At 40.6% G+C, this 25,143-nt stretch carries 28 protein-coding genes, 1 tRNA gene and 1 pseudogene; 10 read left to right on the top strand and 20 right to left on the bottom strand.

Translation table 11 applies throughout. The features are described from left to right. Positions 1-19 precede the first annotated feature (19 nt). A complete protein-coding gene (locus MKP09_RS17240; RefSeq protein ID WP_240831568.1) occupies positions 20-697 on the top strand; it encodes a YceH family protein in 678 nt (225 codons plus the stop codon). An 82-nt stretch (positions 698-779) separates the two neighbouring features. Here the strand turns inward: MKP09_RS17240 and MKP09_RS17235 are convergent, their stop codons facing one another. The 4 genes from MKP09_RS17235 to MKP09_RS17220 form a co-directional block, all read right to left on the bottom strand. After that, positions 780-1,376: an LURP-one-related family protein gene (locus MKP09_RS17235; RefSeq protein ID WP_240831567.1), complete on the bottom strand. Its 597-nt coding sequence runs from the start codon at positions 1,374-1,376 to the stop codon at positions 780-782. Positions 1,377-1,760: 384 nt separating this feature from the next. Beyond that, positions 1,761-2,981: a glycoside hydrolase family 10-like protein gene (locus tag MKP09_RS17230; RefSeq protein ID WP_240831566.1), complete on the bottom strand. Its 1,221-nt coding sequence runs from the start codon at positions 2,979-2,981 to the stop codon at positions 1,761-1,763. A gap of 33 nt (positions 2,982-3,014) precedes the next feature. Then, positions 3,015-3,167, bottom strand: a complete 153-nt coding sequence (locus tag MKP09_RS17225; RefSeq protein ID WP_240831565.1) for a hypothetical protein — start codon at positions 3,165-3,167, stop codon at positions 3,015-3,017. Positions 3,168-3,248: 81 nt separating this feature from the next. Continuing rightward, positions 3,249-3,470 (bottom strand): hypothetical protein, encoded by a 222-nt coding sequence (locus MKP09_RS17220; RefSeq protein WP_240831564.1) that lies wholly within the window; start codon positions 3,468-3,470, stop codon positions 3,249-3,251. 127 nt (positions 3,471-3,597) lie between these two features. Between MKP09_RS17220 and MKP09_RS17215 the strand changes: the two genes are divergently transcribed. Both MKP09_RS17215 and MKP09_RS17210 read left to right on the top strand, forming a co-directional pair. Next, positions 3,598-4,494 carry an aldo/keto reductase gene (locus MKP09_RS17215; RefSeq protein WP_240831563.1) on the top strand — a complete coding sequence of 299 codons (897 nt, stop codon included), beginning with the start codon at positions 3,598-3,600 and terminating at the stop codon, positions 4,492-4,494. 72 nt (positions 4,495-4,566) lie between these two features. Continuing rightward, a tRNA-Asn gene (locus tag MKP09_RS17210) sits at positions 4,567-4,640 on the top strand. 74 nt (positions 4,641-4,714) lie between these two features. On the opposite strand, the gene MKP09_RS17205 is transcribed toward MKP09_RS17210, so the two are convergent. Next, positions 4,715-4,870, bottom strand: coding sequence for a hypothetical protein (locus MKP09_RS17205; protein WP_240831562.1), 156 nt, complete (start codon positions 4,868-4,870; stop codon positions 4,715-4,717). A 35-nt stretch (positions 4,871-4,905) separates the two neighbouring features. After that, positions 4,906-5,079 (bottom strand): helix-turn-helix domain-containing protein, encoded by a 174-nt coding sequence (locus MKP09_RS17200; protein ID WP_240831561.1) that lies wholly within the window; start codon positions 5,077-5,079, stop codon positions 4,906-4,908. Between the two features lie 126 nt (positions 5,080-5,205). Here MKP09_RS17200 and MKP09_RS17195 point away from each other — a divergent pair, with 126 nt between their 5' ends. The 4 genes from MKP09_RS17195 to MKP09_RS17180 all read left to right on the top strand — a co-directional run bounded on the left by MKP09_RS17195 (position 5,206) and on the right by MKP09_RS17180 (position 7,702). After that, positions 5,206-5,571, top strand: coding sequence for a helix-turn-helix domain-containing protein (locus MKP09_RS17195; RefSeq protein WP_240831560.1), 366 nt, complete (start codon positions 5,206-5,208; stop codon positions 5,569-5,571). Continuing rightward, positions 5,568-5,948 carry a hypothetical protein gene (locus tag MKP09_RS17190; protein ID WP_240831559.1) on the top strand — a complete coding sequence of 127 codons (381 nt, stop codon included), beginning with the start codon at positions 5,568-5,570 and terminating at the stop codon, positions 5,946-5,948. The genes MKP09_RS17195 and MKP09_RS17190 overlap by 4 nt, the downstream gene beginning before the upstream one ends. Then, positions 5,929-7,053 carry a replication initiation protein gene (locus tag MKP09_RS17185; RefSeq protein WP_240831558.1) on the top strand — a complete coding sequence of 375 codons (1,125 nt, stop codon included), beginning with the start codon at positions 5,929-5,931 and terminating at the stop codon, positions 7,051-7,053. Before MKP09_RS17190 ends, MKP09_RS17185 begins: the two co-directional genes overlap by 20 nt. A 181-nt stretch (positions 7,054-7,234) precedes the next feature. Beyond that, positions 7,235-7,702, top strand: a complete 468-nt coding sequence (locus MKP09_RS17180) for a JAB domain-containing protein (RefSeq protein WP_240831557.1) — start codon at positions 7,235-7,237, stop codon at positions 7,700-7,702. A gap of 737 nt (positions 7,703-8,439) precedes the next feature. Here MKP09_RS17180 and MKP09_RS17175 read toward each other — a convergent pair. The 5 genes and pseudogenes from MKP09_RS17175 to MKP09_RS26530 all read right to left on the bottom strand — a co-directional run bounded on the left by MKP09_RS17175 (position 8,440) and on the right by MKP09_RS26530 (position 11,415). Beyond that, positions 8,440-8,742, bottom strand: a complete 303-nt coding sequence (locus MKP09_RS17175) for a hypothetical protein (RefSeq protein ID WP_240831556.1) — start codon at positions 8,740-8,742, stop codon at positions 8,440-8,442. Positions 8,743-8,797: 55 nt separating this feature from the next. After that, positions 8,798-9,723, bottom strand: a pseudogene (locus tag MKP09_RS17170) (lysine N(6)-hydroxylase/L-ornithine N(5)-oxygenase family protein). Further along, the gene (locus MKP09_RS17165) at positions 9,713-10,780 is read right to left on the bottom strand and encodes a heparan-alpha-glucosaminide N-acetyltransferase domain-containing protein (protein ID WP_240831555.1); all 1,068 of its coding nucleotides are present in this window, start codon (positions 10,778-10,780) and stop codon (positions 9,713-9,715) included. The pseudogene MKP09_RS17170 and the gene MKP09_RS17165 overlap by 11 nt, the downstream one beginning before the upstream one ends. Before the next feature lie 33 nt (positions 10,781-10,813). Beyond that, complete coding sequence (locus tag MKP09_RS26535) at positions 10,814-11,011, bottom strand: GNAT family N-acetyltransferase (protein WP_317235396.1); 198 nt, start codon at positions 11,009-11,011, stop codon at positions 10,814-10,816. Continuing rightward, a complete protein-coding gene (locus MKP09_RS26530; protein WP_262915492.1) occupies positions 11,008-11,415 on the bottom strand; it encodes an acetyltransferase in 408 nt (135 codons plus the stop codon). The genes MKP09_RS26535 and MKP09_RS26530 overlap by 4 nt, the downstream gene beginning before the upstream one ends. Before the next feature lie 324 nt (positions 11,416-11,739). Between MKP09_RS26530 and MKP09_RS17155 the strand changes: the two genes are divergently transcribed. Both MKP09_RS17155 and MKP09_RS17150 read left to right on the top strand, forming a co-directional pair. Next, on the top strand, positions 11,740-12,531 hold the full coding sequence (locus MKP09_RS17155; protein WP_240831554.1) for a helix-turn-helix domain-containing protein: 792 nt from the start codon (positions 11,740-11,742) through the stop codon (positions 12,529-12,531). Positions 12,532-12,825: 294 nt separating this feature from the next. After that, on the top strand, positions 12,826-13,152 hold the full coding sequence (locus MKP09_RS17150) for a hypothetical protein (RefSeq protein ID WP_240831553.1): 327 nt from the start codon (positions 12,826-12,828) through the stop codon (positions 13,150-13,152). Positions 13,153-13,275: 123 nt separating this feature from the next. Here the strand turns inward: MKP09_RS17150 and MKP09_RS17145 are convergent, their stop codons facing one another. The 4 genes from MKP09_RS17145 to MKP09_RS17130 all read right to left on the bottom strand — a co-directional run bounded on the left by MKP09_RS17145 (position 13,276) and on the right by MKP09_RS17130 (position 18,852). Then, positions 13,276-13,665, bottom strand: a complete 390-nt coding sequence (locus tag MKP09_RS17145; protein WP_240831552.1) for a RagB/SusD family nutrient uptake outer membrane protein — start codon at positions 13,663-13,665, stop codon at positions 13,276-13,278. A gap of 32 nt (positions 13,666-13,697) precedes the next feature. After that, entirely contained in the window at positions 13,698-14,540 is an 843-nt protein-coding gene (locus MKP09_RS17140; protein ID WP_240831551.1) for a RagB/SusD family nutrient uptake outer membrane protein, read from the bottom strand. A gap of 179 nt (positions 14,541-14,719) precedes the next feature. Further along, the gene (locus tag MKP09_RS17135; RefSeq protein WP_240831550.1) at positions 14,720-17,899 is read right to left on the bottom strand and encodes a SusC/RagA family TonB-linked outer membrane protein; all 3,180 of its coding nucleotides are present in this window, start codon (positions 17,897-17,899) and stop codon (positions 14,720-14,722) included. Then, positions 17,896-18,852, bottom strand: coding sequence for a hypothetical protein (locus MKP09_RS17130; RefSeq protein ID WP_240831549.1), 957 nt, complete (start codon positions 18,850-18,852; stop codon positions 17,896-17,898). The genes MKP09_RS17135 and MKP09_RS17130 overlap by 4 nt, the downstream gene beginning before the upstream one ends. Before the next feature lie 829 nt (positions 18,853-19,681). Here MKP09_RS17130 and MKP09_RS17125 point away from each other — a divergent pair. After that, positions 19,682-19,921, top strand: coding sequence for a helix-turn-helix domain-containing protein (locus MKP09_RS17125; protein ID WP_240831548.1), 240 nt, complete (start codon positions 19,682-19,684; stop codon positions 19,919-19,921). Between the two features lie 409 nt (positions 19,922-20,330). Here MKP09_RS17125 and MKP09_RS17120 read toward each other — a convergent pair whose 3' ends face one another. The 5 genes from MKP09_RS17120 to MKP09_RS17105 form a co-directional block, all read right to left on the bottom strand. Then, positions 20,331-20,783, bottom strand: a complete 453-nt coding sequence (locus MKP09_RS17120; RefSeq protein WP_240831547.1) for a beta-barrel domain-containing protein — start codon at positions 20,781-20,783, stop codon at positions 20,331-20,333. After that, positions 20,768-21,133, bottom strand: a complete 366-nt coding sequence (locus MKP09_RS17115; protein ID WP_240831546.1) for a hypothetical protein — start codon at positions 21,131-21,133, stop codon at positions 20,768-20,770. Before MKP09_RS17115 ends, MKP09_RS17120 begins: the two co-directional genes overlap by 16 nt. Before the next feature lie 843 nt (positions 21,134-21,976). Further along, complete coding sequence (locus tag MKP09_RS17110; RefSeq protein ID WP_240831545.1) at positions 21,977-22,525, bottom strand: hypothetical protein; 549 nt, start codon at positions 22,523-22,525, stop codon at positions 21,977-21,979. 12 nt (positions 22,526-22,537) lie between these two features. Next, entirely contained in the window at positions 22,538-22,960 is a 423-nt protein-coding gene (locus MKP09_RS28315) for a hypothetical protein (protein ID WP_394801125.1), read from the bottom strand. Continuing rightward, the gene (locus tag MKP09_RS17105; protein ID WP_240831544.1) at positions 22,957-24,060 is read right to left on the bottom strand and encodes a hypothetical protein; all 1,104 of its coding nucleotides are present in this window, start codon (positions 24,058-24,060) and stop codon (positions 22,957-22,959) included. The genes MKP09_RS28315 and MKP09_RS17105 overlap by 4 nt, the downstream gene beginning before the upstream one ends. Positions 24,061-25,143 lie beyond the last annotated feature (1,083 nt).

Here is a 25,143-nt window from a genome sequence, read left to right as displayed (position 1 = left end):
ATTTTATTTTTACGATTATATGAATACAGAAGAATCAATTGATAAGAAACCATTACCGATTTTAGATAGTGAAGAAATTCGGGTGCTTGGATCGCTCATGGAAAAATCAAAAGCAACGCCTGAGTATTACCCAATGACATTAAACGGGTTGACTGCGGCATGTAATCAAAAAACTTCTCGTAACCCGGTTGTGAATTATGACGAGCAAACTGTAACGCTTTGTCTGGACAAGTTGAAGCGCCGTGGCCTGGCTGCAACTGTAACTGGCGGTAGCAGCAGGGTGGTAAAGTATAAACATAATATCGCGCTTAACTATCAGTTGACACCCGATGAACTGGCTGTGATTTGTTTGTTGTTTTTGCGAGGGCCACTTACACCAGGGGAAATTAACAGCAGCGCTGGCAGGTTATATGAATTTGATGATCTGGCTGAAGTGCTTACTGTTCTTGAAAAACTGGCAACTGCTGAAACCCCCTTCGTTAGGCAACTTGAGCGTCAACCCGGACAGAAAGAGGCGCGTTACATTCATTTATTTGGAGATGAAAATATGCTGGAAACTTATGCTACCGAAAATGTAGCGGCTTCATCTGCTGCGCAAACCAATAACAATTTGGAAGAACGTTTAACCGCTGTGGAGCAGGAATTAGCAACACTGAAAGCGGACTTTGATAAGCTGATGAAAGAATTGATGGGATAATATAATGAGTATGAATTACGATGTACGATTTACGTCGCATGCGCAAACCTGTAACCAGCAACTTGAAACCCGCAACTTTCACTTACCCTCTTCTTCTTTCAAGCAAAATCATCATCATCAACCCAAGCGCTACGCGCTCTTCCTGAGCGGGGTTCATGTTGGTGAATTGATCAACCGTAAAACGTCGGCCCCAAAATGATTTTTGTTTTTTGATCTGGGCCACTTTGGTACCATGATTATCATAAACAGTATAAGAAGGATTGAAAACGTAGCCGGTCAGTATTCCAAGAATAGGGATCTCGCTTAAAACAGCATCGCCTACTTTTATCCAGCCATTGTCTTCATTCACATGAAACTCTTTCAGATCGTTTTCGTCAAATATTTCGTAAGTAGCCTTCCAGATGCTGCGCCAGCCTTTGCGTCCAATGCGGCCTAAACTTTGACCGTCATCCGTTGTCATTTTATAACTGGTGCTCCAGTCGATCCACTGATTGGCAGATATATTAAACAGCCTTTGTGATTTGGTTTCATCCGAATACACATCCACATTATCTTTTAGCCTGAATATTTTTTCACGCACATAAGCGATCGTATTTCCATGCGCATCGGTTGCTTTAAAATCGTTAGCAATCGTTGTTATTTTGAAGGTGAATTGTAGCGGGTAAGCGAGGTTTCTCATAAAAAATAGGAATAGATTTTATATAAATGTACAGGATTTATAGATGAGAATTTTTATTCGTTCATCTGTAAATATACATCGTCAAAATTGCCCGCCCGTTCCGGTACAGGCGGTCGTCGCACTCTTCAACAGTTGTGCTTATGGCATCAGCAGGTTCTTCGCAAAACTGGTAATGCAATCTTGCCGCCACATATTCTAATGATAAAGTGATTGCGATCCTTCGACAACCTCCGGATAAACTGCTACGATTCTGTGCCTCATCCGGCCTTCAGCCACCTTCTCCTAAAGGAGAAGGAAGACGGAAATGAAGTTTAAATATAATCGGGACGATAAACCGAGCGTGGCAAGATCGATGCCATATATTCTGAAGCTGGTATCAAAAAATTAATTCCAATTGGGCCGCTTGGGTAACCAGGGCATTACCGGAACTTTTGCTGGCACACGATAATAATTGTTTCTTAGTGAATCGTTCCAGCCATTGGGGTTGCTTTTAAAAACTTTACTGCTGTAATACACACTGCCTTCAATACCGGGTGTAAACCTTGCAATTTTTATCTGGTCGGGAAGCTGGCTTGGCTTTTTCCAATTGGCGCTGTTTTCTAATGCTCTGTAAATACCATGGCCAATGTAAACATGGCGGCCAAAGCTGTGCGCAGCCCACCAGCTTACCATTTTTTCGTAAGGAACAAGATGATCGTTGATCTCCCGATATAACTGTGGCGTTACGTAATCGATCCAGCCTTTACGTAGCCACAACAAAACATCAGCATAAAGTTGATCATAATTGGTGAGGCCGGCTTTGGTATCGCTTCCTTGTGTGTCGTCTTTTAAATTGCGCCAAACACAAAACGGGCTGATGCCAAATTTTACGTAAGGTTTGATTTCTTTTATAGCGATATTAATGTTTCTGATGATGGAATCTACGTTGCTGCGTCGCCAGTCATTTTTGCTTAATGAAGTACCTGAACGTTGATACGCATAATCGTCTGGGAAGGTTTTGCCTGGGATAGGATAAGGATAAAAATAATCATCCATGTGAACGGCGTCTACATCATAACGCCTTACAATATCTTTGATAACATCAATAACAAACTGTTGCACTTGTATATTGGCTGGATTAAAATATTTAGTGGTTCCGTAAGTTAAAAACCAGTCGGGGTGTTTACGCATGATATGATCGGACGAGATTGATGATCTGCCTACAGAAAATTCTGCGCGATATGGGTTTAACCATGCATGAAACTCCATGCCTCTTTTGTGTGCTTCGGTAATCATAAAAGCCAGCGGATCGTAAAATGGATTCGGTGCCTGGCCTTGTTTGCCGGTTAACCATTGGCTCCAGGGTTCATAAGGCGACGGGTAAAATGCATCCCCGCTTGGACGAATTTGAACAATAACTGCGTTCATTCCATTGCGCTGGTGCAAATCAAGTTGTCTGATAAATTCTGCTTTTTGTGCTTCCACACTTGCTTTTTGTGGTGGCCAGTCGATATTCATTACTGTGGCGATCCAAACACCACGAAACTCATACTGAGGTTGAGCACTAACAGCATTTGCAATACTTAAATAAATAAAGACAAGTAACAGGGGCTTTAAATTTCGCATAGGCACAAAAATAGCCAAGTTGGCTTAATGGGGCTAAGTTTTGGTGTGCATTTTATCCAAAAGATTACTAATTATTGTGGCTTCCTGTTCTGTTATATTGCTTAAAAAGGTACTCATTTCCTGATCAATATCATCAAGCTTAGTTAATAATTGCAGCCCCTTTTCTGTAATACGGACTTCCACCATTCTATGGTCAGTGCGATTAATTTTTTTGTGACCAATTTTTTGATGATCAACCTGTCTACTATGCGGCTGGTATCACTCATTTTATCGATCATTCGTGCTCTTATTTGAAGCGTAGAAAGCGGTTCCGGCCCGGCTTCCTCTTAAAATGCGAAGAATATTGTATTGTTGCATGGTAAGACCATGTTCGCTAAAGCGGGTCTTTAAATATGCTTCCAGCCAGCGTGTGCTGTACAATAAGTTTAAAGCTAATTTCTCGTAAGCACTTGAAAATTTACTTTGCTGGATTTCTTCCTCAATTGTCATTGGCCCAGATTCTTTTTGGTAGGTATATAAACTGTCTTAAATGTAAATATTTTTTATACATTTCTCAAAATAAATATAAACAGGAGCGGCAACATTCTGCTAAAAAATGTATCGATAACTTTACAGGATGAAGTATAATGTTATTGGTTTGTCGGAGCTGAAAGTATCTGAAATTGGATTTGGCTGCATGTCTTTGTCAAAGGCCTCGTTGACTGATGCTGCCACCATGATCAAAAGCGCGGTTGACGTGGGGATTAATTTTTTTGATACTGCGGATCTTTATGATAAAGGAGCTAATGAAGAACTGGTAGGAACCGTTCTAAAACCGGTTAGAAATAATATTTTATTAGCGACTAAAGTAGGTAATGAATGGCGTAGGGATGGAAGCGGCTGGGATTGGAACCCCAAAAAGGCCTACATTGTTAAAGCAGTGGAAGATAGTCTTCGAAGATTACAAACGGACTACATTGATTTATATCAGCTACATGGCGGTACCATTGAAGATGCGATGGAGGATACGATTGAGGCCTTCGAAGAGCTGGTGCGTCAGGGTAAAATCAGGTATTATGGTATCTCAAGTATTCGTCCCAATGTAATTCGTAAATATGTTGAGTTGTCAAGTATTCAAAGTGTAATGATGCAGTACAGTCTTTTGGACCGAAGGCCGGAAGAGGAGATGATAACATATTTGGAAGAGAACCATAAAAGCATATTGGTTAGGGGCGCTTTGGCGCAAGGATTATTGGTTAATAAACCCGCTAAAGATTATTTGGGATATGGCGAGGATGAAGTTTCATTGTTACAAGATCACCTGGCTCAAAACAGTGAGAAAGAAACTCGTCGCATTGCCATTGCGTTGCAATATGTGTTAGGAAAACCGGTGGTTGCCAGCGCGGTTATTGGCTTTAGAACCGTTGAGCAGCTTAAAGAAGTGCTGCAAAATGATACAGATACCATTGACCAACAAGCGCTGGAAGACGCGCACAAGGTATTGGTACCCAAAAAATATGAAGCGCACCGGTAAATTTTTTTAGAAAGAGCGTAAAATAAAAAATAAAATCCCTTATTTTTGCGCTCCCGCAAGGGAAAAACAAATTCCTCCTTAGCTCAGTTGGTTAGAGCATCTGACTGTTAATCAGAGGGTCGCTGGTTCAAGTCCAGCAGGGGGAGCTGAAAATCAAGCAGTTACATATTAAAATGTAGCTGCTTTTTTTATTTCACCCACAATTTCACCCACAAAAATTTTATAGAGCTATTTTTTCACCTGCTTCGGTTTTTAATATTCGATCAATTTTATTATCCCGTAGTTCCACTGCATCTTTTAAAAGCCTAACCAAATCCTCTTTTTCCTGCAATTGTTTTTTTAACGCGTTTATTTCTCCCTCATCATTTTTTTGCATACCTGCCGTTTCTTTTGTTTCATCAAAAAGCGAATTCAGGTCAATACCATTTTGATGCAGGTAAAAAAATATTCTTCCGGTATATTTTTTCGTTTTCCCACTTCCATGTAAGAAATATCACTTTGCGGCACGCCACTCTTTTTACCTGCAACTGCCTGGGTATCACCCAATAATTTCCTCGCCTGTTTTAGTCTTTCGCCCAAACTCATATTGTTCAAAAAAATTTTGAATTAAACTGTTATTTACATAAATTTATGTAAATAACGATATTATATAGCTTTTTCAATATAAATATACGATATAAATCAAACAAAAACAAATAAAATCGAACAAAAATGAGCAGGATTATCATAGAACTGGAAAAGGAAGAACTCCGGCTTTTGGTTGAGGAAGCTGTTCAAAGTGTGATAGAGAAAAACACCACAAAAGAAAAACCTGTCGATATGCCGGAAATTTTAAATGTGGAGCAGGTGTGCCGTTTGCTAAATATGAAAAGATCCACCCTCTATCAAAAAACCCATAAGTCGGAGATTCCTTTTTCTAAAAAAGGCAAAGCCCTTTATTTTAACCGCTCGGAGATATACCAATGGCTTTCTGAAGGAAGGCATTTAACAGAAGAAGAACAGATGGAAGCAGCAGACCTGATGCTGCTACAGGCTAACAAGAGACGATTGAACCGCATGAAAAATTCACCAATATGAAACCTAATGAACTTCGACTCGGCAATCTTATCAGCCTGGCTTATGACCCCGAAAAATACGGAGTAGTGATTGCTTTGGATGCAACCGGGATGGTTCACTTAGGCAACAAAGAAAAAGTGGATGACATAAGAGATGTTATCGGCCTTACAATCACTGAAGCCCTTTTAGAAAAATTGGGTTATGAAACCACCCTCTATACCAATGATCATGAAATCACCCTTGCCTTTACCGGCAAACGGGTAACCGTTATCATTGACGAAGCCATTACCTACAACCTCCGTTTTTTTCATGAACTGCAAAATGTTGTATTTATCAATACCGGCAGGGAACTTTTAGGCCCGCCTGAGTTTGTTTATCATGAAACCCACGAATGGTAAAAACGCAACTCGCAAAAGCACCAATGCTGTCATTCTTCCAGGCTGCACAGAACTGTACCAGCCAAACCGGGTGACTTATGGTCGTGGTAAACTACACCGTCGCGAAGGAGGATTTACGCTGATGCAAAGCCGGGTACTGATTACTTTAATCAAGGAATTGCAAGAGGCCGTCCTCGCCAGCATGAACGGTAAAGACTGGCAGGCTTTGCCTGTTTATCTGTCTAAAGAGAATAATCTGATAAGAGTTCCCATCCGCTTAAAAGATATTGCCCATCCCCGCCAATACAGGGAAGTGTATGAAGCGGCATTGGAATTGGGCAAAGCAAGCATAGAGCTTCCTTCGGCTATTAGTAAAGAGTATTATTGCATCGCCACTTTATTTCCAAGAGTGGAGCTTCCCAAAGTGATAAATGGCAATAGCATCATGTACGTAGAGTTATTTAAAGATGCCGCACGTAAGTTGATTGAGATAGACCGCACGAGTAATGATCGTCCGGGATATTTCACCCGATACCTTTATGAAGTGGCAATGAAGGCCACAAACAAATACACCTACAAACTTTATATGATTATCGCAAGCTGGAAGCAAAAAGGCGGTTTTAGAATATCGTTTGATGAATTGAAACAACTACTGGGGATTTCTGCTAATGACTATACAGCGTATAAAGAATTTAAAAGAAGAGTACTGCTACCGGTGCAAAAAGATCTGGAAGGAAAATCTGATTGCTGGTTCAACTGCGCTGCTGAAGGGTTTGAGCAAAGAACGAACAAATCCGTTCAATGGCTCAACTTTAAAATCATTGTTCCCACGCCTGCTTGCGTTGTTAACGGCAGACTAAATCATATACTGCACCTTTTAAGAACTCATTTTTATTTTAATGAAGAAGAGACTAAAACTGCTGCCACTACATTAAACGATTTGCTATCCAATGAACAGCTATACCAATCATTTCTTCAAAAATTGACTTCTTTAAACGAGTATATACGCATGGCGGCACGTACTGCTAACCCAGTAAACAATATCTCACGCTATGTGCTCAAATCCATCATAGGATGGGTCAATAATAAAACAGTGACCAGACAGGCTGCAAAAAGTATAAATTAACCAAGACCATTATTGCGGTACAAAGTTCGGCTACCGGCTCCGGGCGTTAGCAAAAAATTCCCCCATAAACACAACGGCCTCGCACCGGGCCTTCTTTTATTGCGTTGCTTTTTGCTCTTACTCGCCTTTAGCCGGGCGTGAGCACCATAATTATTTTCTTAAATCTTTAAAACAGTTAATTATGGAAAGCGTATGTAACAAAGAAAACCTGAGCGTTATTGCAGAAGTAGAGTTGGTTTATAAAAACCCGTATAAAACCCAAATGCCTTTTATCAAAACCTCCCGATCAGCGTATGAGCTGCTATTAGCCCATTGGGATGAATACCGGATTGAGTATCTGGAGCAGTTCAAAATCATCCTGTTAAACCAGGCTAGCCGGGTTTTATGTATCTGTAATATATCAACCGGTGGTATGGCAGGTATTGTAGTTGATCCCAAGCTGGTTTTTACCGCCGCTTTAAAATCCGGGGCAGTGGGAGTATTGCTTAGCCACAATCATCCGAGCGGAAGCTTAAAACCAAGCCGGGCGGATGAGTACATCACAAAGCAACTTGTAGAAGCCGGACGGTTGCTGGATATAAAAATACTGGATCACCTGATTATTACTCCAGACGGATATTTTTCATTTAGTGATCAAGGGCTTTTATAGCCCCTTTTTTTGTCTTGGCAACAGCAGATTTTTCTTTACCGCTAAGGTTATCCACATTATAAAATACATGTTTGGTTTTTGTCGCGGATGCTGCTGCACTCTTCGGAATTTGTCCCGTATAGAGTTCGGTTTCTGTCGCGGAAGTATTCAGGATCTGTCGCGGCAATGTTCGGTTTTTGTCGCGGGTAATCCCTTAAAACCCTTTACAGTACTGCACTACAAGCCTCCCTACAAATCAACAAATATTTACAAATAAAGATCAAAGTAAAAATTTTTAGAAAAGATGATATTTTTTGGACTGTTGATTTGAAGTTTGTTCACAGCAAATGAACAAACCTGAAAGAGACCGAAAAAGAAAAATCATCAGAAAAAATAAAGAATACCTGGCGCGGATTTTTTGAATGTCATTTGGAGTTCTTTTTGGAGCTGCTTCCCCATAGATCATCCCATCGTTGAGACAAGGAGACATACTCTCCACACAGCATTTTATTTAATTCTTCACGTGCATAGTAACCGTTGCTGTTTTTGCAGATACCGAACTGGTTACATTTTTTGAGAAACTGCACCCGCTGAAGGTTGCAGTAAATCATCGCTTCTTCGGGCTTGAGCCAGGGCTTAAAACATAGCGAGACTGCTTTGACAAAACAAGTGGCATAATCTTTAATCATAGTATAGGGCTTTAGATATTTAATCAAAGAGGACGGCGGTGTTTTAGATAGCAGGCGGGAGCTAGAGTGCTACCCGGCAATACCAAACTGCTGAAAAGCAATTTTGGTATCAACGGGATAGTAAGCATATCCTAATATGGTATTGATGATAACGGCGTTTCTGTAAGCGCCTAATCCCAAGTCGGGGGCATTAAAGCCATGCGTATGCATTTCAGCGTTCTGCACAAAAATGCGGTTGCGATCATCTATGGAGTAATTCCTGTTCACCTTAAACTGACGATGGTCATTATAATTGATTTGCTTTAATGGATTTAAAAACGCCGGGACGCGGTACTCATATCCTGTAGCCAGTACTACAAAATCCGCAGACAACGTATATCGCTTATTAAGCAGGGTGTGATAAATCAGCAGCTTCAGGTTCCTTCTCTCATTTACTTACCCCGTCCAGCAATGAGTGGGTATGCATCGTAAGTTTAGACGGATGGCCTTCCGTAAATCGATGATATAGGGCATCATAAATGGCGTTAATCAACTGGTGATTGATACCTTTATAAAGTGTTTGCTGCTTTGACAATAAAGCCTGCTTTTGCTGCTCTGGTAACTGGTAGAAGAAGTCGATAAAATCGGGTGAAGTGAGTTCGTAATTGAGCCTTGACTGTTCCATAGCATAAAAGCGGTCAGATCTGGTAACCCATGTTATTTTTTCGATGGCGTCATTACTGCTCTGTAATAAATCGTAAACAATCTCTGCGGCGCTTTGGCCGGAGCCAATAATGGAGACCGTTTGGCAAGCAAGTATTTTTTTCTGTGATACATATAATCACCAGAATGAATCAGCTGCCTGCCTACGAACTCCCTTCCCATAGCAGGAACAATGGGCTTAGTTCCTGTGCCGATAACAATATATCTGGCACGTATGATAGTTGAACCAGTACCGGATTTACAAAACAGTTCAAAGCAGTCCATGCTGTCGTTGTAAAAAACAGCATCCACACCCGTATCAAAAAGCAGGTTGTCCATTTCACTGCACACCCATTTGCAATAGCGGTTATACTCAGCTCTTGTAATATAATTGGATTCATGGATGCCAAATTGTAACAACCTGTTTTGCTGGCGCAGAAAATTCAGGCAAGAAAATTTACTGGAAGGATCGGCAAGCGTTACGAGGTCAGCCAGGTAAGACACCTGTAAGGTAGTACCAGCAATCATCATACCTTCATGCCAGCTAAACTCCGGCTTTTGCTCTATAAAGATCGTTTGTAAACTTTCGACAGGCTGACAAAGTGCCGCCAGCCCGAGGTTAAAAGGGCCGATGCCAATACCGGCGATGTCATAAACAGTATCAGTTTGCATGAGTATTGGGTTTAGTTTTTGAAACCAGTTTTTGCAAAAGACGCGCAGTACCAAAAGAGACCACACTTGTTATAAGCAGTGCTGTCAGCGATGACAGGAGGCTTAAGCGGTTATATCCAAACAGGGGCAGCATCCAAAAGACGACCACCCATTGAAGTAGATAAATAATGGTAATGCTCCTGCTCAACCAGTCAAGCAATGAGAAAAAATGGTTTTGTTTAAAATGTTTAGCCAACCATAAAAAGAGGGCCAGCCATAACAGGACGATACCACCATGCATTAGGGTACCTCCTCTTCCCAGTCTATAAAATGTTTGTTGCCAGGCTACCGGTTCAACGTTTGTCAACAACCAACCTGACAATAGCATGGTAATCCCTGCAATAAGCAACTGGTAACCTTTAAGCTTTACTGCATATTTTTTTACCAACCCACCTGTTATCAATCCCATCAGGGGATAAAACAACCACGGAAATAAAGGGAAGAATGTCAGGGGCGGCGCACCATTTAAAAGCAGTAGTGGTGTTTTCAACAACACAGCATCTGCTTTTAGTTCCCATATCACAGGGCTAATCAATAAAACAATTGCCATCACAATAAAAGCCAGCAACAGGAATTTATTTTGTTGGGCGATCCATGCACACAACGGGTAAGCAATTGCTGCAAATTGTAAAATATCACCAACGAGCAGTAACTGTAATGGCGTATGAGAACTCACTATCAACCCATTTTCTATAAAGAACTGCGGTGGTATCCAGCCTGCATAAAAGGGGATCACCAGCTTGAACAGGTTAAGCATATATCCTGTGAACAACAATATCAGTGCGCGTTTGAGCAGGAACCTGGCTGGTTTGCGGCGTCCGGTCACGATAAATAAACCCATTAGAAACATGAATAGCTGTGCACCTGGGCCTTCGGATAGAAAGCCGAGTGTAAGCCCCAGCCATCCCTGTTTCACATCACTATTGCTGTATAACCAAACCGTGTGTACGGCTGGCATAATAAGGACAATAAATCCCCGGGCAAGGGCAAGGCCCCTGCGTTGCGCTTCGGTGAGCATAACATAAAATTTTAAAGTGGAAAGTAATAAGGCTTAAGCCTGCACCCGTTTTTGGTAGCCAACCTTGGTAATCATATAGAGCCTTGCCCTTTTATCAGGCAGCTGTACTTCTTTTTGAAACACAAACCCGGCTTTTTGGGCCAGCAGGTGCGCTGCTTTGTTGCAGCTGTCGGGTTCAGCTACCACGCGTTCTACAGATATAAATGAAAAAAGCATGTCAATAATCGTCACGAGTATGTTTTGAGATACAGGGCTCCTGTCTTTTTTAATGGGATTAATTCCCTGGGTGGCGCCATCAGCAGGTGGATGCCATAATCACTTGGGCGTGCGTCATAACAGCTGCGTAGCGCTGTCCATATTACTTGGTAGACATCAAAAAGGGCAATGGGCTGCTGTTCATTGCAAACAAAAAAAGTACTGGTAATATTTTCCTCTTTCTGTTTGAGGTAATAAGTTCGAAGGTCTTTTTTAGCTCCCTGCATTTGCCAAAACCGGTGTGCATGAGGCGCATTTACCCAGCGGTGTATTAAATCCAAATCCTGCTCCAATTGCATGGAGCGGATATAAAATGTGCTGCCATCAAACGGTTTGCTATAAAAGAAGTGATGCGGTTCTGTAAAAAGCTGATGTATCATCCCAGACGGTTTTTTAAAAATTGATTAAATTGTCCTGTCCTTTTTAGTAACGATTGATATAACAGCAAGCTACATCAGCCCGTGGCGTTTGCTGTTATCAATTCAGCTATATTATTTATCAATTCGTACGATTTAACAAAACTTGCTACCACCTTTCGATATTAAGTCGCTTAACGGCGACGTTGTTACATGGATAGATGCTCCAACTAAATCTGGCCTGTATCTTCCCGCCTGCACTGGCTTTAGCTGCGTGGGGGCTGGGGCAATATGGATTTTCAGTTTGTACAAAAAAAACAATTTAGCATTTGGCATAGCCGGTACAAAATGTTTAAAAGAGGCGGTTTTGTGGCTCGCAGTAAAGAGGCATTACTTGAGTTTTCTTTACAGATGGATCAGCCTGTCTCTTATCAGGCACTACCCTTTGACCACCAGACGGTAAAGACCTGCCAGTTTAATTTGTTTTATTTGCCTTACATGGAGAGCCGCGCCAGCTTTGAAGCCGGGCAACTCACTACAACGCTTGACATTCATTGCTGCCCTGATTATCTGGAGCGATTGACCGATTACTTTCCGGATATTCTAGTACCGTTCCTGGATAAAATAACGGCAGGTACCGCCACCAGTATTTTTCAGGCGCCGCTGTATGCAACCGGCTTCATGCTGTATGCCGCCAGAAATGTCATCAGCCTGCTACGCACGAGTCCTGTCAATGATTACCTGCTGGAACTAAATGTACGTACCCTACTCAGCTATGCACTGACCTGTAAATACGAGCTGAACCCTAAAACCAGAAAAATTTCGCTGGAGCAGATCAGCCATATCTATTCGATCCGTAACCGGTTGGATACTGATTTTTCCGGAGTACCCAACCTGGCCAAACTGGCACAGGAAGCCTATATGAGCCTGCCTGCTTTTAAAGCGATCTTTAAAAAAGAATTCCAGGTATCGCCTTATCATTACTGGCTTACCAACCGTATGAACGAGGCGTATCACCGGATTACTCATACCCAGCATAGCGTGTCTCAAATCGCTTTTGACTTGGCGTTTCCCAGCGTATCCAATTTTTCCAAAGCCTTTAAACAATACTTTGGCTTTCCTCCAACAGATTTACGATAACGCCACACTACAAGTAAAAAATATATACGAATTGATAACAATTTCGGTTTAGCGGGATCGTATATTCGATCGAGGAATGTAACGGCAATACTTCTTAACCCTCATTCATACACTTTAGGCTACATTCCTAAAACTGTTGCAACAGTAGCGCTCATTCCATCGACGGGAATAATACCCCGGACTTAACCCGCCAGCATGTTATGACAACCAAAGCGTGCTGGTAAAGCAGTTTACTATCCGGACGGTAAACAATGCTTTTAAACCAATTTTTATCATCAATTAAAATTTTACAAAATGAAAAAGTATGTTCTATTGGTGGCAGCATGTTTTTGCATGTTGTCGATAACCCTGCTTTCATTCAAAGCACAGGAACCCCAAAAAGTTATCGATCAATACTGGGTTCTAAAGCCTGGCCGCTCCATCAGTACCACGCCATCCGACTATCAATTGGGTGGCTCACCCTGCACAGGCAGCGCTGAATTCTGTGGTTTTCATGCACCCGAGAATGGCAGTACCGATGAACCCGTGATCTCCGGTGATACCGAAACAGATCTTGAAAACCTGGAAGCAGATCCTGAAACACCTTCCAATGAATCAGGAAAAATTTCTTACGAAAACTAAGCAGGCTTAAAAAGATGGGGCTGTCAAAGGTTTTGTTTCACACAACGATGACAAAGAAGGCAACGTAACAAAGATTAATTTTGAAGTAATGGCGTTGTTCCCTTTGTGTGAAACCCTACAGCCTCATCTTTTATTTTGCTCCACGCTGCCCTGATCTACCACTGCCTGCGGTATTAAAAAGGCATAATGCAAACTGCCGGGTTCCAGACTGTAGATTTGACCATCGATTAATCTTTGAGGGATTATTTTTTTGTCATCGTAAGCATTATATCTTCTGGTATCGATCCAGCGCCACATCCCTCTCAGGCATAACTCTTTTCTTCTTTCTTCCAGTATGATATCCAGCGCCGACTTTCCGTCAGGAACTACAATGGGCGTAAAACTGCTTTTATCAAATCTTTTCACCAATAACTGGTTCAACACCTGCATGGCTTCATCAGGCCGCTCTAACCTCGTTAGGCATTCTGCTTTGATGAGAAATAATTCATCTGTTGCAAATCCATTAAAGAACATACCGCTGGTGGGATAGTTATTATAATTGGATTTTAGTGTATAAGCACCAGCCGTGGCGGATGGTTTAAAAAAATGGGTTTGCGGAGATCATCAGGCAGGTAAGACCGGTATAAATTACTATCAATAATTAACCTGGAAGTGTTGAGGATGGAACTTAAACTTAGTTCTGCCTGCCAGATAATTTCTTCATTGTAGAGTGGGATGACATTATTGGTAGTTAAAGAAAAATCATTGTAATCCATCAGGTTGCTTTTGAGCGCTAATGCAGCGTTCGCATTTTGTAAGGCATCGGTAAAACGTCCCATGACAAGATACACATTGGACAAGGCTGCATAAGCGGCAATTTTATTGGGGCGCACTAAGGGTGTGCCGGATGCAGGTAGTAAAGAGATCGCCATTTGCAGATCAGCAATGATCTGATCAAAAGTGGCTGCGAGTGTAGCACGGCTGATCGGCTCATTAATATCTGAACTTAATTTTAGCGGGATGCCCAACGCTGCCGCTGCATCGTCCTGATGATAGGGCATCGCGTAAACCTGTGATAACTGGAAAAAATTAAAACCCCTGTAAAATAAAGCTTCCCCTTTAATGGCATTGCGTTCGGAAAGCGTAAACCCACCGGCATCAACATTATCAAAGTGATCCAGCACCGTATTAGCCGCAAGGATGCGTTTATAACTCTGCACCCAAATGGCATTAGGCACGGCGGATTCCTGCACCAACCCCCACGCGTAAGCGCTTTTTGACTCGGCGCTGGTATAGGTGGTGTAGGCTTTTTCGGTGATGTAATAATCATCACTTGCAATGGCTCCGACAAAAGGATAATAGCTATTCAGACTAACAGCATTATCCATCAGCGATCGGAGTTGCTGCATGGAATTAATGGTAGCTAAGGCTTCATTAGAGTGGCCTCCAGAAATTTTTTACAGGAACTCTGTAAAAAAAGAACGTGAAAAAGATCAGTAACCGAATCGTGTAGGTATTGAATATTATTTTTTGCATGGCTAAATATTTATTAGGTGATGTATTTGTCTATTGTCCATGGTCTATGGTTCTACAACTCGATCTTACACCCAAACGCATACGACGCAGGTGCAGGGCTGCTTTCGGGATAAGAAGGATCGCGTCCTTCTTTGTTGGCTCTCCAGATTAAACCCAGGTTGCTGATATAGCAATAGAGATACAAACGGCGGTTTGCAGGCTTAGAGGATGCGATATTATATCCCAGCTGGATATCCTTTAGCCTGATATGGTCTGCTTTTAAAACAGTGGCGGATGAGTTGCTGTAAAACAGGTCTCGGTAATAGTCTGTCGGATAAAACAGCGAGGGAATATGGGTGTGGGCCTCGTCTCCCGGCTGTTGCCAGCGTTTTAAATAATCACCATCAGTGCCGCCGCTTGCAAATAAGTTGGTATAGCTCAAGGCCTCTTTACGAAAATAATAGCCCAGCATATAAGTAATATTTGCCGAGACAGAAAATTTATGATAAGAAAAGGTATTTCTGATGCCGCCAAAATGTTCGGGAATAGCGCTGCCACTTACCTTAAGATCTTCCCATCCGGGGTCTTTGATGATATTAGTATAGTCTTCACTCAGGCCTTCATCAACGAAGCCTCTCGGGTTGCCGTTCTCAGGGTTTAGTCCCGCCCATTGATAACTGATGATATTATAGGGAGATTCGCCGATGATGGGATTAATCGTAGTGCCATCTCCAACGGTACTGCCTGGTTTAATATCTTCAAATATCTTTTTGACCTGAACCTTATTATAAGAATACAGAAAGCTGGTTTCCCATTTTAAAGCCCTGTTTATATTAATCGTGTTTACCGTAAGATCCCAACCGGTGCTTTTTAAGGAAGCGCTGTTTTTTAATAATGCGGTAGTGCCTGCTATCGTAATATCCACAGGCACCTGGGATATTACGTCGCTTGCATTTTTGATGTAATACTCCAGTGATCCGGTAATCACGCTGCCTTTGCTTCCAAAGTCAAGACCTAAGTTTAGTGTCCCGATCTTTTCCCACCTGAGGTCTTTATTGGGTACATTGGCTACCGATGCATAAGGAAGTGTGCTCAGGCGCGAAGTGCTTACAGATGTAAAATTCAAAGTAGTTACCGCCGGGATCGCATTGTTGACATTACCGCTATAGCCATAAGTGGCCCTGAGCTTTAGATAGGCAAGCGCATCAAAGTGGTAATAGCTTTCATTACTGATATTCCAGGCAAGCCCTGCAGACCATAGCGGTTTCCATTTATTATTGGTGCTTACACCGAGTATATTGGATGCATCCTTTCTGGCGCCTGCTGACAGGATATATCGGTTTTGATAATCATAAGATGCATTAGCGTACAAAGAAACCATACGGTCATCTGTGCCGGTATAATGGGTGTTAGCAGGAATCACATTGCCTGATAAAAGGTCGTCAAAAATGGGATAGACCTGGTCGTAATTTACATTGACAGAAGTCAGGTTGCTGCTAACCCCATAACTTCTGAATGCCGAACCTTTATGTACGGCTTTTCGGACTTCACTTCCTGCAATGGCCGCAACTGTTCCCCACCGGAACGAGTGATTGAGTGATAGCTGCCCTCTTAAAGAATGCGCTGTCAGCCGCCCTTCTGCCATATCTAAAATCCCACCCAAAGGAATACGACGCGTAACTGTAGCGCCATTGATAGCAGAATACAGGTTGATCAGGTTGCGGGTATAATAAGTTTGTTCGTTGTAATAGTTACGGGTATTAGTGCCTGCATTTTCAAACTGGTAAATCACGGAGGCTTTCAACATCTTATGAAATTGATAGGTAGTGTTCAGCATCAGTAATACATCGTGGCTGCTGCTGGTATTATCGGCATTGGACAGTTCATCCAGCGGCCGGTACTGCCAGCCCAGTAAACGACCTCCACCAGCAGTATCTTTATAGGATGAGCGGTAATCCTTATCCCAGGTGGCGGGCGTGCCATCATCATTAATTAGGCTTGAATAAGGATAGTTGAACCTGCCCAGCGCTATTTGGGGAAGTTCTCCATTATCTACAGACCGGGTAAAGGCCAGCATGGATTTAAGCTGTACTGTTAGTTTTGAAACCGGCTGTATGAATAAATCTGTATTTAGTGTGACCCGGTCATCGCTATTACCATTTATGGGCCCCATATTTTTGTCATACCCGCCCGATGCCCTGAAAGAAACCGACTCTTTTCCGCCGGACAGCGAAAGTGCATATTGCTGTTGCACAGGGTTGCGATAGTAATATTGCAAAAGATCTTTTCTGAGATCCTTATTGCGGTAGGCATCGATCTGTTGGTCAGCATCACTGCCTGTTATAACACCTGCTCTTTGTAGCGCCAGCAGTTCTACCACCGGCGATACCAGCGGCCTGTCGCCAGTATTGGTAAGATCCGCATCATAATAACCTTTGTCAAAAAGAAAACGCTCCATATCAATAAAATCTGATGAAGACATTTGTGCAGGGTAATAAAGGTTGGGTTTCTCCTGCACGGTAATATTACTATTCAGGCTTAAGCGTATGGGCTGATTGAGTTTCCCTTTTTTAGTGGTAATCACAATAACGCCATTACCGGCTCTTGCGCCCCATATAGAGGCTGCGGCAGCGTCTCTTAAAATAGTGATATTTTCAACATCATTGGGATTAATATTATTGATATCACCTTCATAAGGGAAGTTGTCTATGACGATTAAAGGATAGGCCATTTTTTCGGAAGCCGTTAAAGTAGCGATCCCGCGAATGGTAATCGGCGGTCTTGATTTATTGGGGTCAAACAGGACACTGCTGGTTACACCGTTTAACCGATCTAATACGCTGGCACCGACCGCCCTGTTAAACAGGGCGCTGTCCACCTGTACAAAAGAACCGGTACTTCTTTCCCTGGGAATTTTCTGGTAGCCGGTATTAACTACCACGCTTTCCATCATGGCTTCATCCGGTGTTAACTCAACAACTAAAGTTGTCTTATCTGTTGTAACAATGATAAGGCGGGTGTGATAACCCACTCTCGAAAAACGAAGGCTGTCACCCGCCAGCGCCCTGATCTGAAAGGCTCCGTTGGCATCACTTTTTTGGTAAACCCCGGTTCTGGTATTGTAAATCGTGATGTTGCGTAACGCGCTGCCTGTGTGCGCATCAACTGCATTGCCTGTGATGGGTATTTGCTGGGCGGAACAAAAGCTGTAACCCAGCAGCATAAAAATAAGTAGGTAAAACTGTCTGCTCATAATGATTCGGTTTTGGGTGATAAATAGCGTGCTGTATCCGCATCGCGGATAACAACCATGTTGATGGTGCGTTTGTCTTTTTCAAGGGTTAGGCCGTATGGTAATAATCCTTTGTTGAGCGTTTTAAAGTCTTTAAGCGTGTTAACTTTAATGACAAGATCCACGGGTGATGACAGGGCTGTTTCATCGATTACAATCGGCGCGTCAACACCGCCAGTGTTCAATACTTTTACCAGCCTGCTTATGGGCTGGTTGGTTAGTATCAGTTGTGGTTTGTTGGTTTTTGGTAGCGACAAAGACGGTTTGCCTCCTTTGGTTTTTAGCAATATATCAGCCGCAGTTTTTTGTAATACATAACAATCCATAGTAACAGGTTCCAGCTTTATATCAAGTCCCGAAGCAGTACCTATGTCATTAAAAAGCTGCCGGAGATAAATAGATTTGTTATAGCCTTTGGGATGGATGATTTCGTAAGAATAAAGTTTAGGTTCTTGCTTACCGAATTCCGATGGTATTAATTGTTCCGGATTTTTGGTTTTGATCATAAAGCGGTTCGCGCTGATCCGGTCGAGCGCGATTTGCAACAGGTTAAGCAGCTTCATATTAATAAAGTAGTTTTTCTCCAAACCATTTTCTACTTCTATGCTTCCATATATATTGCTTTTTGCATTGGGTATATAACCAACTGTGGAAGACTGAAAATAAATTGTTGATTTGTCTGGAACCTGCGCTACTAAAGAATTCTGTGGATCGTAGTCGAATGAACTGGTTTTTACCGGAAGTTGTAAAGCTGCTCCGGCAATCAGTTTTTCTATATTCGAAGCAGTAACATGATCGCTGCTGGTAATAGCTGCTATCTTTCCATCTCTATCTATCCAGACAACATGTGGTATAGATGCATAAGGCAGATATTTTTTAAGCAGGGTGTCATTTGAAATAACGGAAAGAGACACCTGTTTTAAAAATGGTTTATCAAATAGTGCAGTTACTTTTTCTCTATGCTCTTCTGTAACAAGAACGATATTTACCTTTCCTGCGAATTTTTTTGGAGTTCGTTTAGCCGCGGTATAGATTTTAAGCAGGTACTACAATAAGTTGCGAAAAATTCGATGACGGTAGGTTTAGAGGTAGAAACACCTTGTTGCTCCAGGTAGGTGTGAATCTTGCCTGGCAGGCCATTGCCAATGGTAAGGGGTGAAGGAGGTTGGGCATTGAGGTAATGGCAAAAGATGGTCATTACGCCCAACAGCGTTAAAATTTTCAAGAGTCAATGCGTTAAATGTTAGAGGATATGGTATGAACTCAAGTCGGGTAAGGCAGGGCTTAGCCCATGAGAAAAGGCAGCCCCACCACCCCGACGACCGTTGCTAAACAGGCTTCTTTGGCTTACGGGCATACAATACCTCAAATGCTATCGCACTCGAAACAATGTGTTGATATGATGTTTTGGCACTCATCCGTAGAGGGTTCGGAATGAGTCTCGAAGTAAGTGAGCTACAACGCGGCAAGCATAGAAAAGCGTGGAACTCAACTCACCGGATAGAGGTACTGGTATACCCATGCACGAATAAGAGAGCCCACGCCTAAACGTGGGCATTCTACTTATCATCTCGTGCATTAAAATTACCAGTTTTCTATCCGAGACTCCAAGCGAATGCTATCAATAATTTAATTGTAGTATCGCAAATATAATGTCATTCAAGAATGACAATTCAAATATAATCAATTTGCGTTAAAACACAAATTTTATTTTACCGGTTCATAAGAACTTGCCGGTAAATAATGAGTAATTATATTGATGACGAATTATTGGCATTTGGGCAAAGGCTGCGCCAGCTTAGAAAGTATCGAAATCTTACTCAAGTTGATTTAGAGATTTCATCAGGTGTGGGCAATGCCGATATTAGTAGAATCGAAAATGGCCAAAAGAATATCGAGATAATCACTGTAATAAAGTTTGCTAAAGCATTAAAGATCGCTACAAAAGACCTATTTGACTACACAGGTGATTTACCAGAATAAAAACCACTCACTGATCGTACGATAATTTTTCTCAATAATTTTGGCTAACGTTAATTTTTTTCTACTTTTTATTCCCTACCACATATATAAAAACCGGGCTGGTCAAACCTATTGTTATGAACAACAAGTGCACCGCCCGGTGGGCCGTTGCTAAACAGCTATAGGCTTATTGGGCATAAAATAATTCAAAGAAAGATAAACTAACTTTACTGTGCCGGCATGAATTTTGGCAGGGGAATTTTACGTTACACCTATTAATAGAATATTTGGATTTCACTTTATGCTATTTTTCTTTAAATATGACAGAGAATATGTTTTACATTTTTTCATTAAGATCCTTACAAACTTACAGCACAAGATGAAAAATTTTTCGTATTCACTCAATGTTAAAATCCAAAGCTCACTTTATTTATTTATTTAGCGACGTCGACTTCACTATATTATAATATAGCCTTTCCAGCAATCGCTGATCCTTAGTAATAATTAGCGCCTGCGCTTTTAAACCGGGTTTGTAAGGCAGGGCTTTTTGCTGGTTGGTGGTAAGCCCTTTGTCTAAACGTACGGTTCCTACAAAGCCACTGTCGATGGCTACTTTAGAAATATAATTCAATGTTCCTGGTACAAAGCCTGTTTCCTGGTAAGGATATGCGTCGAAGCGTAATTGTACTTTCATACCGGTATCTACTTTGCCAAAATTGTATTGGGCTAATTTGATTTCAGCATAATACTTGCTGTCAGGCGGATTAACATAGCCTAATAGCTTTCCCTGCTCAATATGCTGATTTTTTTGTACAGGTAGTATAAAAGTAATCTGCCCATCAACCGGAGCTTGCAGTGTGTATTGCCTCAACGATTTATCCACACTACTTTTGAGCGTATGCAGCGCTTGTTCAAATATTTTTGCTGTTGAATAATATCGTGATTCAGCTGATCAATTTCCTTTTGCTTATCGTATCTACTAACTTTTATAATAGTAGAGTAGTTATCCTCAAAAATGAATTTTCCATAAATATGACCCTTCCATACTGAAACCTTATCATATAATATTCTGTCATTAACAAGTTTTAATGTACGCGCATCAGTGAAAATTTTATGATCAGCAGCTGCCAGTTGTTCCGCATTTACATTCTCTTCTTTCAGTAACAGTGGTAGGGAATTATAGAGCTCCAGTCTTACTATATTTTGCTTACGAGAATCAACTTTACATGCCACAAAAAATAAGAGGCAGACAACGAACTGTCCATAAGTCTGCCATCGTATTCATCAAAAGACAAAGAAGTTTATTTAGATGTAGATCATTAATTCCTTTTAAGCTTCTCATTAGTCTTTGAAAAATGTAGCTTCAGAATAGTTGTTTAAAATAGGCAATTTTAAGCGTCCAAACCCAAGAGGATAATAAAAGACAGAATAATCCTTAAACCTCCAAATCATATTTTTCTTCTTCGCTATGCACTTTTGGGGCTGCAATAAGGTCAAACAAACGCCAATCCCATAGCCTATGTCATGTTTTAAAGAGAAAAGAATCTTCAAACAATGAGGTGTATCATAGGATGCGTCACAAACCCGATCGACAAATGGGCTATTTTTAAGATTTGAGATCAAAATACTCCAACCTTTTTTGAGTTTTGAATAGTATTTTTTCACGGCATGAGATCTCATATTCCTCTTTCAAATGAGTGCCGGTAAACATAGTTTCGGCATCTGCTCTCGAAAAAAGTAGAATCTGGAAAGTACATATTTATAATGATCTATTGTTCTTTTTTGCATTAACGTGAAGTTTAAAAAGCGCTACAGTCTTAGAGCAGATGGCAACAGAACGCGCAGTAGAATTTATCTGTGTTTGATGCCCTTCATATTGTGGAGGTTGGGATAAAGTGTAATGTTACCATGTCCGAAAATAACATTGATAATCAATGTCGACTTTAATTCACACCCAGTTTTTTACTCTATAAGAATTAGATGAATCTTTTTTTATTACGATTTGTTAAGATTGCTGAACATTATAGTGTACCAATACTCGGAAAAATCTCATCATTTTTTTCATTTTTAAAGAGTTTAGAAATTATCGGACTTACAGTATGTCTCTACCCATAATGACCATTTAGTTTTTTGTTCTCTCCCAAAAGATCTTTTTACCAACCAAGCATTTCCGATTTTTTCCAACACGTATTCAATAGAAATACCGTTATTTTTAAACCAAAGATTAATTATAGCCTCGGTATTATTTTTAAACTTGACTTTATAAGTTAATATAAAAGAAGGTAGTCGAGAGCCTACCGCTACTATTCGTCCATTAATATTTTCTTTCTTAAAATCACCAATATCAGATTTTAATTCACTTACAGAATCTAAAAGTATAACCTTTTTATCTTGCCATTTTAAATTTCGATAAGAAGCAGGTGTTGAAGATATTTGGATTATCTTAAGTACTGAATCGGCATAATTAGGAAGAAATATCGAATCCACAATTTTTGCAGTTAGAGCCAACTCCATAACTGCAAATGAATCAATAGTATTCAGGTATTGTACTTCACTTTTATTATTATTATGTTTGCAACATAACAACAAAATAGAGGTAAGAATACAAAGCAATATTCTAATCATAATTATAAGAGATTATTTTTTATAAAACTTCCAACTATATTTGCCTGCATTATCTTTATCTATTGTTACCCCATACACATCTCTTTCAAATCCTAGTCCATAATCATACGATCCCTCACTCAGCCCATTAAAGAATCTTCCATAGTGAACAAATTCATGTAATGTAGTAACAGCCAGTAAAAAAGAAGTAGCTTCTATTGTACCTTGAGCAGTTGCACGCTCAAGTCCTCTTGCAAATGCGGCATTAAGATTTAACGTATTAGGATTGTCTGTTCCATTAAATGTACCATACTTGCTATTGTCATTAAATTCTTTGATTTGTATTGTGGGACCATTGCCAAACTTAACCTTTTCAATTATTTCACTTTTGGTCAGACCTGAATAATCTATAAGAGCTTGAAGTACTGTAGGGTTATCCTTAACGTAACTTTCTATTTTTTAACCATTTGAGTTAATCGAGGATATGTTTTCTGATCAACTCTAGAAAGGATAAAAGTTGGCACCTCGGTAGGTGGAACGGCTTCTCCACTACCAACATTACCGCTACCGCCGCCACCACCACCGCCGCAATTACAAGGTTCAGTTGGGTATGGATCACCGCCTTCATCACCACCACTGCCGTCGCAGGTATCGCCCCAAAGAGGATCGCAGTCACCTGTATCAGATTCTGTTCCTGAGTCTACAGCTGTAACTACTACTGTTTCCATATTAGAATCAGGGTCGTGTGTGTCATACTCATCTGTATCGGTGTCATCTCCACCACCATACGACATTCTTACGGGTGCCTCTTCATAACTTGGGGTTACGCTTCTTGAGTGTAGAGCAACGGCTTTTGACACTTTCGCACCCGGAGCCCTTCCCAAATTAGCCACGCCATTATAAGGGACGTATGATTTTTTAACCGTAGATGAACCTGGGGAATTAAAAAAGGAACTAATTTTATTTTTGGGGAATACGCGGGCGACCATTTTCCCATTTTTATATATGGCTCCGCGGATAAACTCATTATTTATGCTGTATTTGTATACCTTGCCTGTAAACGTAGCAGGGTCTGAATACTCCCTTATATTGGCCCGCTCTCCTTTGATTCTTTTCTGATTGTTCAAATAAGCAGTGTCAAACAATTGCAATTGCACAAACGCATTAAAAGACTTAGTCTTATGATTTCTTACAATGATAATGTCTCTAAAACCCCGATAATTGGTTTTCGGGTCGAGGTAATCTAATGTAACTATCAGACTGTTAGAATTCTTTCTGAAAACCCTTGCCGTTGCCCAATCCGGAGTACCCGCAAATACACTTTCTGCATACGAAACCATTCTGGTGGAATTTCCATTCTGTACACTTCGAACGACAGTAATGTCATCACTATACTCTTTTTCAAACCAACTTTGTGCATCGGCTACAGTCAGCGGACGTTGAGCCTTTAAGTCTGAAGAGTCCCAGTATGCATCCTGATTTCTTACACAGGAAACGACAAAGGCAATAATACCAATAAGCAGTACTGGCAGCAACAGTAAAAAGCGTTTTCTCATAAAGTTATTTTTGGTGCAATCAAAAAATTTAAGTCTAACTATATAAATATATAATGATTATTTTTATATACAAAAAATAGTATCTCTGTAGCCTTCCGTGTTCCAGATAATGAGAGCTTAAGCAATGTCAATTTTCTCCCGTGATTTTGGCCAGTTATTAGAATAATGATTATCCTTTATTTATAAAGAGTCATTAATTATTATTCGCAGGACAAAAAAAGCGGCTGAACTTTTGTATCACAAATGGGAATAAAAACATCGTTAGAAGTATCACTATCACATATCTGATTTCTTTTTCAGGCTGTATGTAGATAGACCATATCAAATGTTTGGTAAACCAAGCAAAAAGTCCACCGAGTAGGGCTCCAACAATGCTTAATTGTAAATTAGTGATGCTATATTTCCACCTCAGCAAAATCAATACAATTATAATTATAAAAAAGCCACTGTAATGGCGGAATAGGAGTAGTACACAGTATAAAATCCAAATCTTTGAAAAAAATTTTCTCTTTTACAAAATGCCACCCATGTATCGAACATAAAAGATAATCACTCAAGGCAGTTAAAAATCCTGCTATAAATCCGAATGCTACAATTACTATTACAAGCCCCAAGATCCAGTCAAAGATAGATTTGATATTCATTTCCTTATTCAAATTAACACTGAATCGGCTTTTGAAAGAATAAAATCCAATGTCGAAATTACATCAACAACTCTGCGACAATAAATCTTTGTAAACGATATGTTGTTTTCTTGCAATACTGTCAGGCATAATTATTACCATCTATTATGAATAAATCTTAAAGCAAATAGCAACACACTATGAACATTTTTAAATTTTTTTTTCTACGAATAGTGCGATAATAGGCAGCCATTGCAGGCCATCCATGTGTAACGGCAAGTTTTTTATATCGGATAAGAATGCCTCAAAAGCGTCTATCCAGGCATTAGCAGGTTCAATTTTCGTTCTTCTTTTATATAACTCGCAATCAAAAATATTTGTATTTATGCCTTTGTTCTTTTGGTTGCATTTATTTGATTTTACATTTAGCTCAATTTCATTTTGAAAGTCTCTTTCTATC

Source organism: Paraniabella ginsengisoli (assembly GCF_022513635.1).
GTDB classification, from domain to species: domain Bacteria; phylum Bacteroidota; class Bacteroidia; order Chitinophagales; family Chitinophagaceae; genus Niabella; species Niabella ginsengisoli.
Note: the sequence above shows the minus strand (reverse complement) of the source record. Positions and strands in the feature narration are given on the sequence as shown.